This is a genomic window from Pantoea sp. EEL5 (genome assembly GCF_049892805.1).
Lineage (GTDB): Bacteria > Pseudomonadota > Gammaproteobacteria > Enterobacterales > Enterobacteriaceae > Pantoea > Pantoea ananatis.
The window spans coordinates 1,306,583-1,322,500 of sequence record NZ_JBNDNJ010000001.1 but is presented as its reverse complement, the minus strand read 5'-3'; the positions used below and the strand labels follow the sequence as shown (position 1 = coordinate 1,322,500).

General features: G+C 55.7%; 16 protein-coding genes. 13 read left to right on the top strand and 3 right to left on the bottom strand.

What is annotated here, in order from left to right:
• The first annotated feature begins 15 nt into the window (after positions 1-15).
• A complete protein-coding gene (locus tag ACPXSQ_RS06345) occupies positions 16-1,347 on the top strand; it encodes an NAD(P)/FAD-dependent oxidoreductase (protein WP_105091474.1) in 1,332 nt (443 codons plus the stop codon).
• Between the two features lie 10 nt (positions 1,348-1,357).
• Complete coding sequence (locus tag ACPXSQ_RS06340) at positions 1,358-1,747, top strand: RidA family protein (RefSeq protein ID WP_029568788.1); 390 nt, start codon at positions 1,358-1,360, stop codon at positions 1,745-1,747.
• Between the two features lie 80 nt (positions 1,748-1,827).
• Here the strand turns inward: ACPXSQ_RS06340 and ACPXSQ_RS06335 are convergent, their stop codons facing one another.
• Positions 1,828-3,708, bottom strand: a complete 1,881-nt coding sequence (locus ACPXSQ_RS06335; protein WP_426143152.1) for a M48 family metallopeptidase — start codon at positions 3,706-3,708, stop codon at positions 1,828-1,830.
• Positions 3,709-4,072: 364 nt separating this feature from the next.
• Complete coding sequence (locus tag ACPXSQ_RS06330; protein WP_019105199.1) at positions 4,073-5,119, bottom strand: GntR family transcriptional regulator; 1,047 nt, start codon at positions 5,117-5,119, stop codon at positions 4,073-4,075.
• A gap of 284 nt (positions 5,120-5,403) precedes the next feature.
• On the opposite strand from ACPXSQ_RS06330, the gene ACPXSQ_RS06325 reads away from it, so the two are divergent.
• The 11 genes from ACPXSQ_RS06325 to ACPXSQ_RS06275 all read left to right on the top strand — a co-directional run bounded on the left by ACPXSQ_RS06325 (position 5,404) and on the right by ACPXSQ_RS06275 (position 15,120).
• Entirely contained in the window at positions 5,404-6,780 is a 1,377-nt protein-coding gene (locus ACPXSQ_RS06325; RefSeq protein ID WP_014605814.1) for an amidase family protein, read from the top strand.
• Positions 6,781-6,799: 19 nt separating this feature from the next.
• Positions 6,800-7,675, top strand: coding sequence for a polysaccharide deacetylase family protein (locus ACPXSQ_RS06320; RefSeq protein ID WP_013025811.1), 876 nt, complete (start codon positions 6,800-6,802; stop codon positions 7,673-7,675).
• Between the two features lie 34 nt (positions 7,676-7,709).
• Positions 7,710-9,080, top strand: a complete 1,371-nt coding sequence (locus tag ACPXSQ_RS06315) for an MFS transporter (RefSeq protein ID WP_072403945.1) — start codon at positions 7,710-7,712, stop codon at positions 9,078-9,080.
• A gap of 9 nt (positions 9,081-9,089) precedes the next feature.
• A complete protein-coding gene (locus ACPXSQ_RS06310) occupies positions 9,090-9,863 on the top strand; it encodes an SDR family NAD(P)-dependent oxidoreductase (protein ID WP_426143149.1) in 774 nt (257 codons plus the stop codon).
• Between the two features lie 9 nt (positions 9,864-9,872).
• Positions 9,873-10,619 carry an SDR family NAD(P)-dependent oxidoreductase gene (locus tag ACPXSQ_RS06305; protein WP_015700285.1) on the top strand — a complete coding sequence of 249 codons (747 nt, stop codon included), beginning with the start codon at positions 9,873-9,875 and terminating at the stop codon, positions 10,617-10,619.
• A gap of 10 nt (positions 10,620-10,629) precedes the next feature.
• Positions 10,630-10,914 (top strand): hypothetical protein, encoded by a 285-nt coding sequence (locus tag ACPXSQ_RS06300; RefSeq protein ID WP_014605818.1) that lies wholly within the window; start codon positions 10,630-10,632, stop codon positions 10,912-10,914.
• A gap of 23 nt (positions 10,915-10,937) precedes the next feature.
• The gene (locus tag ACPXSQ_RS06295; RefSeq protein ID WP_105087553.1) at positions 10,938-11,957 is read left to right on the top strand and encodes a CobW family GTP-binding protein; all 1,020 of its coding nucleotides are present in this window, start codon (positions 10,938-10,940) and stop codon (positions 11,955-11,957) included.
• A gap of 4 nt (positions 11,958-11,961) precedes the next feature.
• A complete protein-coding gene (locus ACPXSQ_RS06290) occupies positions 11,962-13,158 on the top strand; it encodes an ABC transporter substrate-binding protein (RefSeq protein ID WP_013025806.1) in 1,197 nt (398 codons plus the stop codon).
• Positions 13,159-13,193: 35 nt separating this feature from the next.
• Complete coding sequence (locus ACPXSQ_RS06285) at positions 13,194-13,655, top strand: NUDIX hydrolase (protein ID WP_426143145.1); 462 nt, start codon at positions 13,194-13,196, stop codon at positions 13,653-13,655.
• 415 nt (positions 13,656-14,070) lie between these two features.
• Complete coding sequence (locus ACPXSQ_RS06280; RefSeq protein WP_042676742.1) at positions 14,071-14,481, top strand: VOC family protein; 411 nt, start codon at positions 14,071-14,073, stop codon at positions 14,479-14,481.
• A gap of 405 nt (positions 14,482-14,886) precedes the next feature.
• The gene (locus ACPXSQ_RS06275; protein ID WP_029570026.1) at positions 14,887-15,120 is read left to right on the top strand and encodes a hypothetical protein; all 234 of its coding nucleotides are present in this window, start codon (positions 14,887-14,889) and stop codon (positions 15,118-15,120) included.
• A gap of 219 nt (positions 15,121-15,339) precedes the next feature.
• Here ACPXSQ_RS06275 and ACPXSQ_RS06270 read toward each other — a convergent pair whose 3' ends face one another.
• Positions 15,340-15,876: a C40 family peptidase gene (locus ACPXSQ_RS06270; RefSeq protein WP_014593738.1), complete on the bottom strand. Its 537-nt coding sequence runs from the start codon at positions 15,874-15,876 to the stop codon at positions 15,340-15,342.
• Positions 15,877-15,918: the final 42 nt, after the last annotated feature.

Below are 15,918 nucleotides of genomic sequence, written 5' to 3'. Positions count from 1 at the left end.
TGGAGATCACAGACGATGCCCGCACCGCTCAGGCTTGTTCAGGACAGTACGCATTTCCCCGATTCGGTGGATGTGGTGATTATCGGTGCCGGGATTGCAGGTGCAGCGACCTGTTGGGAGCTGACCAAAAAAGGCTATCGGGTTGCCGTGATCGAAAAGGGCCTTGTCGGCGCAGAGCAGTCCAGCCGTAACTGGGGCTGGTGCCGTCAGCTTAACCGCGACGAGCGGGAAATTCCGCTTATTCTGCACGCCCTGCAACGCTGGCATGCGCTGAGCGACGAGATCGGGATGGACGTAGGGTTTCGCGCCAGCGGGCTGGTCTATGCCACGCGAACGGAGAAGGATATTCGCAACTGGGATAACTGGGGCAAGATGGCAAAGCAGTACGGCATTCGCAGTCGAATGCTGAGTGCCGCCGAGGCCAAAACGATGACGCCGGGCAGTACCACAAACTGGCATGGCGGCGTACATTCCCCTGACGACGGTTATGCCGACCCGGCTTTAGCCGCGCCGGGGCTGATGGAAGCCGCGGTGAAAAAGGGCGCGTTTCTGTTTCAGCGCTGTGCGGTTCGCGGGCTGGATATCTCGGCAGGACAGGTCAGTGGGGTGATAACCGAACGCGGCCTGATCAAAACCGCCCGGGTCGTATGCGCCACGGGCGCCTGGACATCGCTGTTTTGCCGCCGCCACGGCATCGATCTGCCCGCCGGTAACGTCATTGGCAGTGCGTTTCGTACCCATCCTGCAGAGCAGCCACTCACTCTGCCTTTCTATACGGATGCCTTTGCCTGTCGTCCACGCCAGGACGGCGGTTATACCATTGCGCTGTCTGGAACCGGACGGCTGGAGCCGGGGTTCCAGGGCTTACGCTATGCCCGAGAGTTTTTCCCCTTATACAAAGCCCGCCGGTTAAATCTGGAAACCAAAATCCGGCTCTCATCGTTTTTGCATGGCCCTGAATCCCGGGCAAGCTGGTCTATGGATGGCCTTTCACCCTTCGAGAAACTTCGGGTGCTGGATCCTCAGGTTTCTGACGGCATCGTTGAAAAGGGGCTGGCGGCGATAGGCAGGGAGTTTCCGGCGCTGGCCGGGCTGCGGGTGACTCAGGCCTGGGGCGGCGTGATTGACTGCATGCCGGACGACATTCCGGTCATTTCTGCCGTACCGCAGCTTCCGGGGCTGATCCTGTCTTGCGGCTACAGCGGCCATGGATTTGGTATTGGCCCCGGTGCGGGACGTCTCACGGCGGACCTGGTCACCGGGGATGCGCCGATTGTCGATCCCACCGCGTTCCGCTATTCCCGTTTCCGCGACGGCACAACGCTGAAAAAGCCGGGCATGATGTAAAGAGGTGAAGATGCAACCATTAATACACACGCGCGATATACAGGACACACCGCATCCGGGCCACTATTCGCACTATGCGCTGACCTCGGGATTGATGTTTATCTCCGGCCTGTTGCCGGTCACGCCAGCCGGAGAAATGCGCAGCACGGCCTCCTTTGCTGAGCAGACGTCGCAGGTGTTGGCCAATCTGGAGGCCTGCCTGCAGCAGGAAGGCCTCAATAAGCATCATCTGGTGATGGTGAGGGTTTATCTGGTGGATGTCGGGCTGTGGGCAGAATTTAACAGGCTATATGCACAATGGCTCGGCGAGTGGAAACCCGCCAGAGCTATCGTGCCGGTGCCGGAACTCCACTACGGCGTGCTGCTGGAGGTTGAAGCAACGGCGGCAACGGGCCGCTAAAACGCCGGACGTGAGCCTGTCCGGCAGCCGTGGTGTGTAAAAAATAAAAACCGTCGCAGGCGCGCCCGTGACGGCAGAGGTCAGGCCGTGCCTTGCGGGCTTTCCGGCTGCACCTGTTCTTTCAGCGCCCGCACCGTCTGATGGCGATGCCAGTAATAGTTGAGCGTGTATTTAACGTGTTCAATCTCTTTTTTCAGACCGGGCAGGCGGATTTTGCTGCGCTTTTTGCCCTGTGCATTGGGCTGAACATGCTGCACATACACACTGTCTCTGCCGAACTGACGCAGCACGTTAATATTTTTGACGTTATCCCACTCAAGCAAACCGGCTGAATGCGGCTGCACGATGCCTTGCCAGGTAATGATCATCTGCGAACCATCTTTGAGCGTGAAAGGCACATCCGGAAAATACTTTAAGACCAGCGCGGTCTCTTCTTCACCCGTCGGTTGGTAACGCCAGGCCAGACTCTCTTCATGTTGCGAGGTGAAGTCTCGCTCATATTTTTGCCAGAGCCGCTGCTCAATCTGATCGGCGACCGGGATCACATCGACCCAACTGTCCGCCGGTGATGTCGCGGCGATGGCGGCGTAATCCGCCTCTTCCACGGCATAGTTAACGTTGCGCATTCTTTCAGACAGGGGGGGATGAGAATCAAAGGGATGGGGGATATTCTGTTCACGCATCGTGCTGACAAAGTCCGCGGAACTCACGTGTTGCGGCAGGCCAACGGCGATGGCCTGACTGATCCCGGGTGCATTTTCATACAGCGTTTTATTTGCAAAAAGCTTACGCTCAACTTCGTAACGATAGCTGGCATAGGCTGAGATTTTGATTAACGATTCAATAATCGCCGCAGAGGAGACGCGTGCGGCGGCGTTCCGGTCGGCGATAAATTCGCGTTCACGGCTGTTACGCTGCCACGCGAGTTCGAAGAACAGGCGATAAAGATAGAGCGGATAAAAGACAATAAGCGTGGACAGATTCTCGCTCATTAACTGCGTATACATATCGAACCGATGGAGCTTTGGACCCAGCAAGGCACCCGATGCCGTATCGCCTTCGTGCAGGTGTGTCAGTTCATGCACCATCACGCTATCAGCCTGCGCGGTACTCAGCTGACGCAGCAGGGGAATGCTGACATACAGTTTTCGGCCTTGCAGTGGCTGGTCGTTCACGCTCAGCGGTGCTTCTGTCACGAAGAAGTTGGTATCGATACCGGCGATGATGTGATCCGGCGGGATGGTGCCCAAGCTGGCCGCCAGCGCGTCAACACGCGCCCAGAGTGCCGGGGCCGCTTCGCGGCTGACCACGTCGCCTTCAATGCTCTCCTCCGGCGGCAGCTTTTTAAAGATGCCTTTGATCATGTAATACATCGCAGCCAACACCAGCAGCGCGACCAGGATCACCAGCTTTGGATAGTATTTTTGCGTGAAAAAGGCGGTGCCCCAGAAAGAAAGCCACACCAACATGGCGCCCTGTACCAGTACCTGCAGCGAGCACGCCAGCATCAGAAAGGGACGCGCCAGGCGGAGGCTGAGTAACTGCCCCCGTCGGCTTTTAAATGCCAGCGCACTGAACAGAAGGATCATCAGCAGAATGACGCCGCTGAAAACCATCGTCCATAGAGCGACTTTGCCGATGAGATAAAATTGCGACAGTTCGGAACCCGGTCCACAGACGGCATTTTTATAGTCAATCAAATTGTCGGCGACCGGTCCGCAGACGCTGGAAGGCGGATTCGCTTGCAGAAACTGCATTAATTTACCCAGACTTTGATTCTGCGCACGCGCATTATCGATAAAAATCTGGGTATATTCCTGATCGAGTTCGTGACTGCCGTAGTGAGCAAAAACCAATGTAATCGCAGGGGTTAAAAACAGCGTGAGCAAAAGCCATAAGAAAACTTTTGCATATCCTTTTTTCAATGCCGTTAATTTATTCACAATAATTCGCTCGCTCATTGTCGGTGGGGGGGACAAGCTGTTTATTATCTGGCGATACTGACAGGGCGTTTCCGACATCAGGAAAATGGCGTGAGATCCGTCTCAGCATGCTTCAGCTTTGTGCGTGTCTTATTTGTGCGTGTCTTAGAAGAGCAAGATGGATTATACGCCAGCAATTACTTTACGTCTTCTTAACACTCGTGGCGTTCAGCGGCAAAAAGCCGATCTGTCAATGCGAGAGGCTCGCGGCGGGGCTTGCAGTAAAACGATCCTGTGGCAGGATGGCCGCATGTTCATCAGTCACGCGATTTTCGTCTGATAATTTATGATTGAACCTGATTAATGCGGCGCGTTTGGTTTTGGATTTTTTCGCTGGAAGGGCTTACTGGCGCTCCATAAAGACCGGCAATTCAGGCACCGGTAACACGGATAAGACTTTCAGGCGCTGTAATGTTCTGACCTGCGCCCGCTCAAGGTGATCGCGCATACAGGCGGCCGCCAGTTCCCAGTTCCTTTTCAGTAAAAATTCATAGACCAGGCTGTGTTCATCCAGCATTGCGCTGTCGACAGGAATGCTGAGCCGCTCGTAAAAGATTCGGGTGACGATAAACGGCGATTGATTTTGCCGTAAAATTTGCATCATCAGCTTATTGCCCGCAGGCTCCAGGCTGCGAATGTGCAGATCTTCTTCCAGCATTTCGAGTTCCGCAGCATTAAGCTGTTTGCCCCGGCAGGTTTGCACGTTATCCAGCCGCGCGTTAAGCCAGGCAACACTTAACCGTTCCCCGGCTTTTCGTAATGCGGCCGGCTCCAGATGCGCCCTGATTTCAAAATGGTCAGCCAGTTCGCGCGCGGTTAACGGGCCTGTCAGCCACTGAGAATAGGGCTCTTTTTCTACCAGCCCCTTGTCGCGCAGGCGCATCAGGCTCTCGCGTATCACCGCGCGGCTGGTGTTATAGTGCTTCGCCGCGCCCGTTTCATCCACCTGGTAGCAGCCGAATACCATCGCGGTAGACAGGATCCCCTGCAGGTTTTCGAGCACTTTTTCACCCGTGCTGCGCGTATCAACCAGCTCGTCGCGCTGTTCAAGGCCGAACAGCTCGCGCGTCAGCGCAATGCGAACCGGCTCAACGTCCTCATTATCGCGCGCAACGATAAATCCCCGACCTTCAAAACGGGCAATCCAGCCTTCATCATGCAGCATGCTTAACGCCCGCCGGACGGGAACACGACTGGTGCCAAACAGCTGCGCCAGCGGACCTTCCAGCAGCACCAGCCCCGCAGGCACGCTATTCTGCTGAAAAACCTTCAGTAAAACCTGGCGAATACTTTCGTAACGCGCAGAGCCTGCATCGTCCATGTCCGTTCCCGTCACCTTGTTTTGCATTGTTTCATCTTCTGCTCTCCGTCCTGCCAGCCACATTAGCATATCTGACAGTACTCCCGGTGCAGGCTATCAACAGCACTGATGTAGTGCACCTTGCCCAATAATGGATCACTTTTAAATTAATACATTTAATGTCTGCGCGCAATTTCATCTGTGACGTGACGAAATACTCGAAAATGCGGCAAATAACCCCTTGATAAATCATCAAATTTAATTATAAGGATCGACATGATCACAATTATGCAACTTAACAGTGCTTTTTATGGCACCGTTATTGCTATCTTCAAATGTACATTGAAACGTAATATACATTTAAAGGTGATGCTGTGCAGGCCGAAAATGTTCGTCAGTTATTCATGGCTGGTCAGATTGATGCGCTGGGAATCAGTGCGCTCTACGCACAACAGCGCCTGTCGCCGCTGGCCTTTACCACAGCCTGTCTAAAAGCGGCTGAAAACGCGCCTTCCGTTTTCATCTCAATGACCGCCGCCCGTGCCCGCGAAGAAGCCGAAGCCTCAACGCTGCGCTGGCAAGCGTGCCGCCCGCTGAGCCCACTGGATGGTATTCCGGTGGCCTGGAAAGATCTGTTCGATATTCAGTCAAGCCAGACCTCCGCCGGGTCGGCCACGCGAAGCAATGTCCCTGTCGCACCACAGGATGCCGCGCTGGTGGCACAGTGTTCGGCAGCAGGACTGGTGACGCTGGGTAAAACCAACCTGAGTGAATTCGCGTTTTCCGGCCTTGGACTCAATCCCAGTTTTGGTACGCCGGCCATCCGGGGCACCACGTCGCAGCTTTTTGCACCCGGAGGATCGTCCAGCGGCGCGGGACGGGCAATTGCGGAAGGTCTCGCCTGTATCGCCTTTGGCACCGACACCGGCGGCTCAATACGGATTCCTGCCGCATTCAGCGGCACGATTGGCTATCGCGCCAGTCGCCAGCGCTATGTGACAACGGGCGTCTATCCTCTGGCGCACTCGCTGGACACGGTGGGGCCGCTATGCCGAAGCGTACGTGATGCTATTGCCCTGGATGACATTCTGTGCGGCGCGCAAAAAATGCGCTTTCCTGCGCCGCACTTTCGTGTCGACGAGGCCTTACTGGCCGCGTGCCAGCCCGCCGTGCGTGAGAACGCTTGTCGCCGGATAGCCCAGTTGACGGCCGCCGGGTTCAGAATTGATCACGCGCCACTTCAGGCCTTTAACCAGGCACTGGCCTGGATTGCCGATAAGGGCTGGCCGGGTGGACGTGAGGCCTGGCTGCTGCATCGCGAACTGTTAGCCTCGCCTGACGCGGCATTGATGGATGCGCGCGTGCGGGAACGCCTGCTTGCCGCCAGCCATCAGGATCCTGCGGTGCTTGAAACGTTTCTGGCACAACGCAAGTCGTGGCAACAGGCACTGGCGGCAGAACTGGACGGGGCGGTGCTGATTACGCCTACCGTTGCCCACACCGCACCGGAACTGGCCCCCTTGATGCAAGACGACGATCTGTTTGCCCAGACCAATCTTGCCACGCTGCGGTTAACCATGCCGGGCAGTCTGCTGGATATGCCGGGAATCGCTTTGCCGACCGGCAAAGACGCAAACGGGCTGTATACCAGCCTGCTTTTTTCTCTTCCTGCTGGCGAGGATCGCCGGCTTCTTCACGCTGCCAGCACGGTCGCAGGCACGTTTACGGCAGACCATTCCGTCTGCGCTTAACTCCTTAGAGGAAAGACTCATGGCTAAAGAAATTTTGTGTGCATTTGGTGTTGATGTGGATGCGGTTGCGGGCTGGCTGGGTTCTTACGGCGGGGAAGACTCGCCGGATGATATCTCACGCGGACTGTTTGCCGGGGAGGTGGGTGCACCGCGCCTGCTGAAAATGTTTGCTGAACACCAGTTGCGTACCACCTGGTTTATTCCCGGTCACTCCATTGAAACCTTTCCTGAGCAGATGAAAGCGGTGGTGGACGCAGGGCATGAAATTGGCGTTCACGGTTACAGCCATGAAAACCCCATCGCCATGACACCCGCGCAGGAAGAAGCCGTACTGGACCGCAGCATTGAGCTGGTCACCCAGCTGTCCGGAAAACGTCCGACAGGCTATGTGGCGCCCTGGTGGGAATTCAGCAACGTGACCAACGAGCTGCTGCTGAAAAAGGGCATCAAATACGATCACAGTCTGATGCACAACGACTTTCATCCTTATTACGTTCGCGTCGGCGACAGCTGGACCAAAATTGATTACAGCCAGCATCCCGACAGCTGGATGAAGCCGCTGACGCGTGGTGAAGAGACCGATTTGGTCGAGATCCCCGCTAACTGGTATCTCGATGATCTGCCGCCAATGATGTTTATCAAAAAATCGCCAAACAGCCACGGCTTTGTGAACCCCCGTCATCTGGAAGAGATCTGGCGCGACCAGTTCGACTGGGTTTACCGCGAAAATGACTACGCGGTGTTTACCATGACCATTCATCCCGACGTTTCAGGTCGTCCGCAGGTGCTGCTGATGCTGGAACGTCTGATCAAGTACATCCAGAGCCACCAGGGTGTGCGATTTGTCACCTTCGACGAAATCGCAGATGACTTCTTAGCGCGCAAACCGCGTTAAGTTTCTTTCCTTTATCTTGCAGAGCGATCACGACATGAGCATCTACAAAAAAAAATCCGTTAACGGCTGGCAGCCACAGCAGTTAACCATCAGGGATGTGAAATTCGCCACATGGATTGCCTTCTTCGCCTGGATTTTTGCCGTTTACGACTTCATTCTTTTCGGCACGTTACTGCCGGAAATCGGCGGCCATTTTGGCTGGAGTGAAGTTGAGCAGTCGGAGATTGCCACCTGGGTCGCTTTCGGCGGGGCGGTCATCGCCCTGGCCATTGGGCCACTGGTCGACCGGCTGGGGCGTCGCATGGGCATCGTGATTACGGTGGGCGGCGCGGCGCTGTGCTCGCTGCTGACCGCAATCGGCGGCCTGTGGGGCAAGGGCGCGTTAACCGCTATTCGCTCCGTCGCTGGCCTGGGCTATGCAGAGCAGACGGTAAACGCCACCTATTTATCTGAGCTTTATACCGCACTCGACGATCCTAAACTCAACAAGCGCAAGGGCTTCGTTTACAGCCTGGTGCAGGGCGGATGGCCGGTGGGTGCGCTGGTCGCATCAGCCCTGACCGCGATTCTGCTGCCGATCATTGGCTGGCAGGGGAGCTTTATTTTCGCCGCGTTCCCCTCGCTGGTCATTGCGCTGCTGGCGCTCAGACTCAAAGAAACGCCACAGTTTGAAGTGCAGAAAAAAATCAAAACGCTGCGCGAGCAGGGCAAAGACAAGGATGCCCGTCAGGTGGCTGCCGACTATCTGGTGCCGTATGAAGATCAGCCTAAATCGGGTTTTGCTTCGGCGTTTCGTGGCACCGCCCTGCGTTCGACCTTAGTGCTCGGCATTGCCATTCTGCTGAACTGGTTCGCAATCCAGATCTTTAGCGTGCTGGGCACGACGGTCATCACCAAAACCCACGATGTGTCGTTCAATAACTCGCTGCTGATCCTGATTCTGTCGAATCTGGTGGGTTACTGCGGTTACCTGGCGCACGGCTGGCTCGGCGATCGGATTGGCCGCCGCAACACCATTGCCGGAGGCTGGATGCTGGGCGGTATTGCCTTTGCCGCCATGCTGTTCTGTCCGGACAACTTTGCCATCATCGTTGCGCTGTACAGCGTCGGTCTGTTCTTCCTGATCGGACCCTATGCCGCTGCCCTGTTTTTTATCAGTGAAAGCTTTCCTACCGCAATCCGCGCGACGGCGGGTGCCCTCATCATGGCTATGGGACCGGTCGGTGCCATCGTAGCCGGTATTGGTACTACCTCGGTGCTGAGTCAGGGCGGCCACTGGCAGGAAGCCGCTCTCTGGTTCGGTGCCGTACCCTGTTTTGTCTCCGGCATCATTATTCTGTTTGCACGACCGGCGGCGCAACTGGATACCCAGATCAGCGCCACCTCGACCCAGCCTCAGGCTTAAGGACAGCATATGCAGAATGAAAACGGAACGCCGGTCGCCGCTATCAGCGGTGCCGCCAGCGGCATTGGTCTGGCGCTGGCCACGCTGTATGCGCAGCGTGGCGTGCGGGTGATTGCGGGTTATTACCCGCAGGATCCGCACGATCCGGCGCAGGCGTCAGCACAGGTTGAAGCCGCGGGCGGAGAGGCACTCTGGCTGCCGCTCAACGTTGGCTCCACCGCCTCCGTCGATGCATTTATCGCCCAAGGCGTTCAGCACTTTGGTCGGCTTGACTACGTGGTGGCCAACGCCGGCATTCTGCGCCGCGCAGGCATTGATGAGATGAGCGATGCGCGCTGGGATGAGATGCTTAATGTCGATCTGACGGGCGTGATGCGGCTGTTCCGCGCTGCCGCCGCGCATCTGCATTCCGGGGCCAGCCTGGTTGCCGTGTCATCGATTGCAGGCGGGGTTTATGGCTGGCAGGACCATGCTCATTACGCGGCGGCGAAAGCCGCCGTACCGGGCATTTGCCGGTCGCTGGCGGTGGAACTGGCACCGCGCGGCGTCCGCTGTAACGCCATTATCCCCGGCCTGATTGAAACGCCGCAGTCGCTGGATAAACACAACTCGCTTGGCCCGGAAGGGCTGGCGAAAGCGGCGCACGCGATTCCCCTTGGGCGAGTCGGCCGGGCGGACGAGGTGGCAAAAACAATCGCGTTTCTCACCAGCGAAGAAAGCAGTTATCTCACCGGACAAAGCCTGATTGTCGACGGCGGGCTGACCGTCCGCTGGCCTGATTAAGGAGAGAGTATGCAGTTAGCAAGCAAACGCTGCGTTGTCAGCGGGGCGGCCAGCGGAATCGGGGCCGCCATCGCTACGCTGTTCGCCCGCGAGGGCGCACACCTGATACTGACCGACCGGAACAGCGAGCACCTGGAGGCCATGGTGACACGCTGTCGCGCCTTAGGTGTGCCCTGTTTTGGCGTGGTAGCGGATGTCGGGGAGGTCGACGGGGCCACGGCGGGCGTGGATGCCTGCCTGGAACGGTTCGATGGGATTGATATTCTGGTTAACAATGCCGGTATGCTCACGCAGGCCCGCTGCACGGATATCACGCTGACCATGTGGGAGCAGATGATGGCGGTGGATTTACGCAGCGTCTTTCTCGCCACCCAACGTGCGCTGCCTTCCATGCTGGCGCAGCGCTGGGGAAGGGTGATCAATATCGCCTCGCAACTGGGAATAAAGGGCGGCGCAGAACTGAGCCATTATGCCGCCGCCAAAGCGGGTGTGATTGGTTTTACCAAGTCTCTGGCGCTGGAAGTCTCTGCCGATAACGTGCTGGTGAACGCGATCGCGCCGGGGCCAATTGAAACCCCGCTGATCGATGGCATCAATCAGGCGTGGAAAACCGCCAAGGCCGCTGAGCTACCGCTGGGGCGTTTCGGCCGGGCAGAAGAAGTGGCACCGGTTGCGCTGCTGTTGGCCAGTGAGCCGGGCGGCAACTTGTTTGTCGGTCAGACGCTGGGGCCGAATTCTGGCGATGTAATGCCCTAAGGAGCACGCGATGTGTGGAATGTGCGGATTGCTGGATAATGGGCCGCAGTGGAGCGATGCGCTGGAAAACAATCTGCCCCAGCGTCAGCTACGCCTGCAGCAGCTGGCGCTGCTTAACCGGGCGCTTAAGCCCTGGCGACTGAGCTTAACCGAGTTTCACACCAGTTGGGTGCTGTCCAGTCCCACGGGGCAGCAGGTCATGGTGAGCTCGCTGGACCTGCTGTGGAAAGAAGCCGAGAAGATGACCCGACGCACTCTCGATCCGCTGGATGAGACCTGGCTGGCGGCGCTTTGATGGCGAGGAACGGAGAGTCCGCGATGCGAAATGAAAAACTGCCGCTGCATATCCTGAGCGGCTTTCTCGGCAGTGGTAAAACCACGTTGCTGAAGGGCTGGCTGACGCACCAGAATCTTAACGATGTTGCGCTGCTGGTGAATGAGTTTGGCGAAGTCGGGATTGATCACCATCTGTTAAATGAAGTGGCACCGGATACGGTGCTGTTACCCAGCGGCTGCGTATGCTGCCAAATTCGCGGTGAACTGAAAACGGCGCTACTGGACCTCTACGAACGCCGTACGCGCGGCGAGCTACCACCGTTTAGTCAGGTGATACTCGAAACCACCGGGCTGGCCGATCCTGCACCCATTCTGTCAACCTTGCTGCACGATCCGCAGCTTAAACACCATTTCAGTCAGGGCACGCTGGTGACGCTGGTCGATGCAGAGCACGCCCGTTTACAGTCGGCCCATCACCCCGAATGGTTAGCCCAGGTGAGCGCGGCTGACAAACTGCTGCTCAGCAAATGCGATCGGATCGATCACGACGGTTTGCTCGCCCTCCAGACATGGCTTGGCGGTTTAAACCCTCTGGCGGAGCCAGGCGATACGCAACACGCGCTGGCCGAACCCGGGCAGTTATTCGCGCTTCGCCTCGCCAAAGGAACACACGCACAGCGGTTTCGCTGGCTTGGTGCCGTGGGCGATGCCCGCTACAATCTGACTCCCGGACAAAAAACGCATCATCACCCTCTAACCCAGACCTGCGTGATCACTCTGGAAGACGAACTGAACTGGCCCGCGTTTGCTATCTGGCTGTCAATGCTGTTACATAGCCATGGGCAATCGGTCTTGAGAATGAAGGGCATTCTGCGTTTTAGCGGCACCAGTGCGCCGGTGGTGATTCACGGCGTTCAGCATACCTTGCATCCGCCCGTACATATGAACGACTGGCCGGGGGATTTAGACACTTCCAAACTGGTTTTTATTCTGCGCGGACTCGACGCAGAGCGGCTGAAACAGGGATTTAACCGCTTCCAGCAGGCGTTAAAGGACAGGTAAAACGATGAATTCTGCAGCGAAGGTCAACGATCAACTCACTTTACGCGTGCTCGGGACCTCCGTCACGTTGCTCGAAATGCTACGCGTCAGCGCCGAGAAAGATCTGGGCATTCGCATTGAATATTTGCTGCACAGTGTGGAAGATGCGCAGCGCATTGCCGTCATGCAGCCTGAGAGCTATGACCTTTACGATCAGTGGTTTCACAATATTGATTTTGTCTGGCCCGCGCAGGCCATTCAGCCGCTGGAGATTAAACGACTCAAATACTGGGACGAGATCACCCCACTGGCTAAAACCGGCAGGCTGCGTCCGGATCTGCCGCTCGCTGACGGCAGCGTGCCCTCTGAACGGCTTTATGTGCAGCGCGACAGGCATCTGGGCAGCCATGCCAGCGATCACATCAGCATGTTGCCGCTGACGCACAACGTTGACAGCTTTGCCTATCACGCCGACAGGCTCCCGGCCGCGTTACAGCAGCAGGAGGAAAGCTGGGGATGGCTGTTGCATCCTTCACTAACGGGCCAGGTTGCCTTACAGGAAGATGCGGCAATGGGCGGCATCGATGCGGCGCTTGCCATGCAGGGCGCAGGTCTGGCGCGCTTTGCCAACACGGGCAATCTTACGCTCGAAGAGATCGACCTGCTGACGCAGCAACTGGCGCGCCTCAATCGTAACGGGCATTTTGCGGCATTCTGGGCCTCCCAGGATGAAGCCTGCGACCTCATTGCCAATCAGCAGGTGGAAGTGCAGAGCCTGTGGGCGCCCATTTATTTCCGACATCACTTTCATCAACGTGGCTACAAAATGGCACGCCCGCGTGAAGGCTACCGCGCCTGGTACGGCGGCATGTCGCTTTCGCGCTGCGCGACCGGCAGAATCAAAGACGCGGCCTACGACTATTTAAACTGGTGGCAGTCCGGCTGGCCTGGCGCAGTGATGGCGCGGCAGGGTTACTATATCTCCAACGCGGAACGCAGCCGGGCGCATCTGTCAGCTGCAGAGTGGGATTTCTGGTACGGCGGCCAGCCTGCGAGAGAGGTGCTACTGGATGCCTGGGGCGCACCGCTGATCCCCCAAGGTGAAGTGCGCGACGGTGGTAGCTACGACGCGCGCATGAGCCATATTGCCGTCTGGAACGCCGTAATGGATGAACATAACTACCTGACGCGCCGCTGGCAGGATTTTTTGCGGGCCAGTTGAAGGACTGCGCCAAGCTAAAACAGAAGGAAGAAGGCATGCGTACGCGCCGCTCGGCCCGACTACTGATCCTCAATGCTTCGCATAACCTATTGTTGTTCCGTTTTGTGCATACACAGGATGCACTTGCAGGCCATGCTTACTGGACAACGCCGGGCGGCGGCGTAGAGGAGGGCGAATCCTTCGAGCAGGCGGCGCTCAGAGAACTTTATGAAGAAACTGGTATTCGCCGAAACGATCCTGGCCCGTCCCGAAGAGAGCGATGCTTTGTCATGACGCTGCCCTCGGGCGAACGCGTTCAGGCACATGAGCGTTTTTTTATCATTAATGTCTCGGGAGACGAGATTGATACCTTGGGTTGGAGTGAAAACGAAAAGTCGGTTATTGCCAGCTATCACTGGTGGTCGATTAGTGCACTTAATGCCACAACCGAAACGGTATATCCAGACAATCTCGTAGAAATGTTGACCAGCATGGATTCAAATTCCTCTGGGAAGTAGAAAAAATAAATGCTGGAAAAAACTGACTAAGCCAGAAGAAGGTCGGTTAACCCGTTTATAGCGATACGATCATGCAATTATCCAGCCCATAAATAAGACATATCGACGATACTTGAAAATTTAAATACATCATCTAATGATGTATTTATTAATTTCACAGGCTAAGCATATAGGATGCTGAAATTACTTTTTATTGATCATAGCGCTAACCCACACAGACATCATCAGGAAAACATCCCTTATTCGCTCTAAGTTTAAGAACATGCTGAAAGGGGGGATGCATCAGAGAATGGGCGCGCTTCTATATTCCATACCCAGTTATGTTAAATCAGAGCTCATGGTGTGCGCATTATTTTGCATCATTGCACGATATGTTCGATGCTGATTCTCTTTATAGGTTGTCATTGAGGTGAAAGTGAACTTAGTTAAAATCGACCACGTCCACATTTATGTGCATGACCTGGATAAGGCCGAGCGCTGGTATAACGACGTACTGGGGTTTTCACGCGATGAGTCGTTGCTGTTCTGGTTTAAGCAAGGTGGCCCTCTGGTTTTAAAAAATAACGCTGCAGCGATTTCGCTGTTTTTAAGAACACATCAGCCGCCCGGCAATACCGTGGCATTCAGTCTTGAAGCCACGAGTTTTTGTCCGTTACTGCACATTCTGGCAGCGCAATCCATATCTTTTATAGTCAGCGATCATCAGGTGTCGATGTCCGTTTATTTTTCCGATCCTGATGGAAATCAGATTGAACTGACGTCTTATCAGTACTCAGAAGCGAAGGAAAACCTGGCAATGTCTCAGGAGAGACTGCGGGAGGGTTAAATTGGACGGTAACAACGTCAGATCATAAGCCATTAGTTCCCATTCACGACAAAGAAGAAAAGGGCAGCGCGGTTATTTAAGGGATATCGTTATGGTGTAAACAGGTGAAAGTATCCGTTGTAAGGTTGTCATTGCAGATGAGCTGACATGTTCCTGAATAATCATACCTATATTAAAGCCAGGGCGAAAAGAGACAGTAATGGCTTGGTATCCGAAAAAGACGGGCTAAACGGCCATATCAAAGTCTACCTGCAAAAGTGCGCATAATGTATATTATGTTAAATAAGACATCCCGCCGCGTACCCGGTTACGCACCGGCACCTCACCTTCGTCCCCTCTGGACCTGAAGCCCGTTAATCACCGGGCGCGCTACGTGAAAACTGGCGCACAGAACCCCTGCGGGTTATGCAGAATTCACGTAGCGTTGCCTGTCATGATCTGACTATTGCCCACTTTCAGCTGCACGGCAGCGTCATCACACTCTGTTGTTTACGCGTCATGCGCTTTGACCGTTCAGGCTGCTCTCGCGCGTACTTCGGCTCGGCATCATTCAGCGCGTTCACGACCACACTCTACTGCAGCGTGAAGCTGCGCGCCTTCTCGAACTCACCGTCCGTCAGGTTCAGCGCGTTATCGTGAACATGGCGCGGCGTCGGTTGTATCAGAACTTCGCGGGCGTCCCGGCAACAACCGTATTCATCAGCAAGCAATCATAACAATGCGATAAGAATAATCATCCGCACACAAACTGCTGCTGCACAGATTTCGGCGTTGTAGTTTCAGCACTGTGTTTTCAGCACTACGGCAGCAAGTTTTCCAGTTACGCACTCGCCAGCAAATCGCTTTGCGTTCTTCGCATCAACTTGTTCGGTTCAACGTCACCTGCGCGCCGTATTCACGCGTCAGCCGGCGCGACTGGTAATAAACGGATTTCCAGTATGGGTTATCCAGTGACGAACGAATCACGCCTTTGCTGGCCGAGGCATGAATAAACTGATGGTCTGTGTCATAGAAGCCGACATGCATACCACCACCGATACGGAAAAACACCAAATCGCCCGGCTGTAAATGTTCCGGTGCTACGCGCACGCCCATATGCAGCAGATCGGCGGTAGTCACGCGGTCCATCGGCAGATTAAAGCGGTCATGCAAAGTACGCCAGACGTAACCAGAGCAGTCCACGCCCGACAGCTGCGTGCCGCCCCATTGGTATGGCGTATCATGCCAGGTGTGCATTTGGTCGTGAAGTGCAGCAACAATGGGAATTAAATCAGGATTTTGAGCTGAATCCGATGCGGAAACGTCCTCTGGAGCTTCGGGACGAGGATGATGGCTGCAGCCGGAAATCAGCAATATAAGGCCGGAAAGTAAAAAGAAAGATGTTCTACGCTTCATCGAGTGATCCGCACAGTAAAGATAAAGAGTCAGCAAAGTTAA

Bases quoted from the DNA above. Each gene is read 5' to 3' on its own strand.
- ACPXSQ_RS06345 (WP_105091474.1), top strand. From the start codon at position 16: ATGCCCGCACCGCTCAGGCTTGTTCAGGACAGTACGCATTTCCCCGAT.
- ACPXSQ_RS06340 (WP_029568788.1), top strand. From the start codon at position 1,358: ATGCAACCATTAATACACACGCGCGATATACAGGACACACCGCATCCG.
- ACPXSQ_RS06335 (WP_426143152.1), bottom strand. From the start codon at position 3,708: ATGAGCGAGCGAATTATTGTGAATAAATTAACGGCATTGAAAAAAGGA.
- ACPXSQ_RS06330 (WP_019105199.1), bottom strand. From the start codon at position 5,119: ATGCTAATGTGGCTGGCAGGACGGAGAGCAGAAGATGAAACAATGCAA.
- ACPXSQ_RS06320 (WP_013025811.1), top strand. From the start codon at position 6,800: ATGGCTAAAGAAATTTTGTGTGCATTTGGTGTTGATGTGGATGCGGTT.
- ACPXSQ_RS06315 (WP_072403945.1), top strand. From the start codon at position 7,710: ATGAGCATCTACAAAAAAAAATCCGTTAACGGCTGGCAGCCACAGCAG.
- ACPXSQ_RS06310 (WP_426143149.1), top strand. From the start codon at position 9,090: ATGCAGAATGAAAACGGAACGCCGGTCGCCGCTATCAGCGGTGCCGCC.
- ACPXSQ_RS06305 (WP_015700285.1), top strand. From the start codon at position 9,873: ATGCAGTTAGCAAGCAAACGCTGCGTTGTCAGCGGGGCGGCCAGCGGA.
- ACPXSQ_RS06300 (WP_014605818.1), top strand. From the start codon at position 10,630: ATGTGTGGAATGTGCGGATTGCTGGATAATGGGCCGCAGTGGAGCGAT.
- ACPXSQ_RS06295 (WP_105087553.1), top strand. From the start codon at position 10,938: ATGCGAAATGAAAAACTGCCGCTGCATATCCTGAGCGGCTTTCTCGGC.
- ACPXSQ_RS06290 (WP_013025806.1), top strand. From the start codon at position 11,962: ATGAATTCTGCAGCGAAGGTCAACGATCAACTCACTTTACGCGTGCTC.
- ACPXSQ_RS06285 (WP_426143145.1), top strand. From the start codon at position 13,194: ATGCGTACGCGCCGCTCGGCCCGACTACTGATCCTCAATGCTTCGCAT.
- ACPXSQ_RS06275 (WP_029570026.1), top strand. From the start codon at position 14,887: ATGCAGAATTCACGTAGCGTTGCCTGTCATGATCTGACTATTGCCCAC.
- ACPXSQ_RS06270 (WP_014593738.1), bottom strand. From the start codon at position 15,876: ATGAAGCGTAGAACATCTTTCTTTTTACTTTCCGGCCTTATATTGCTG.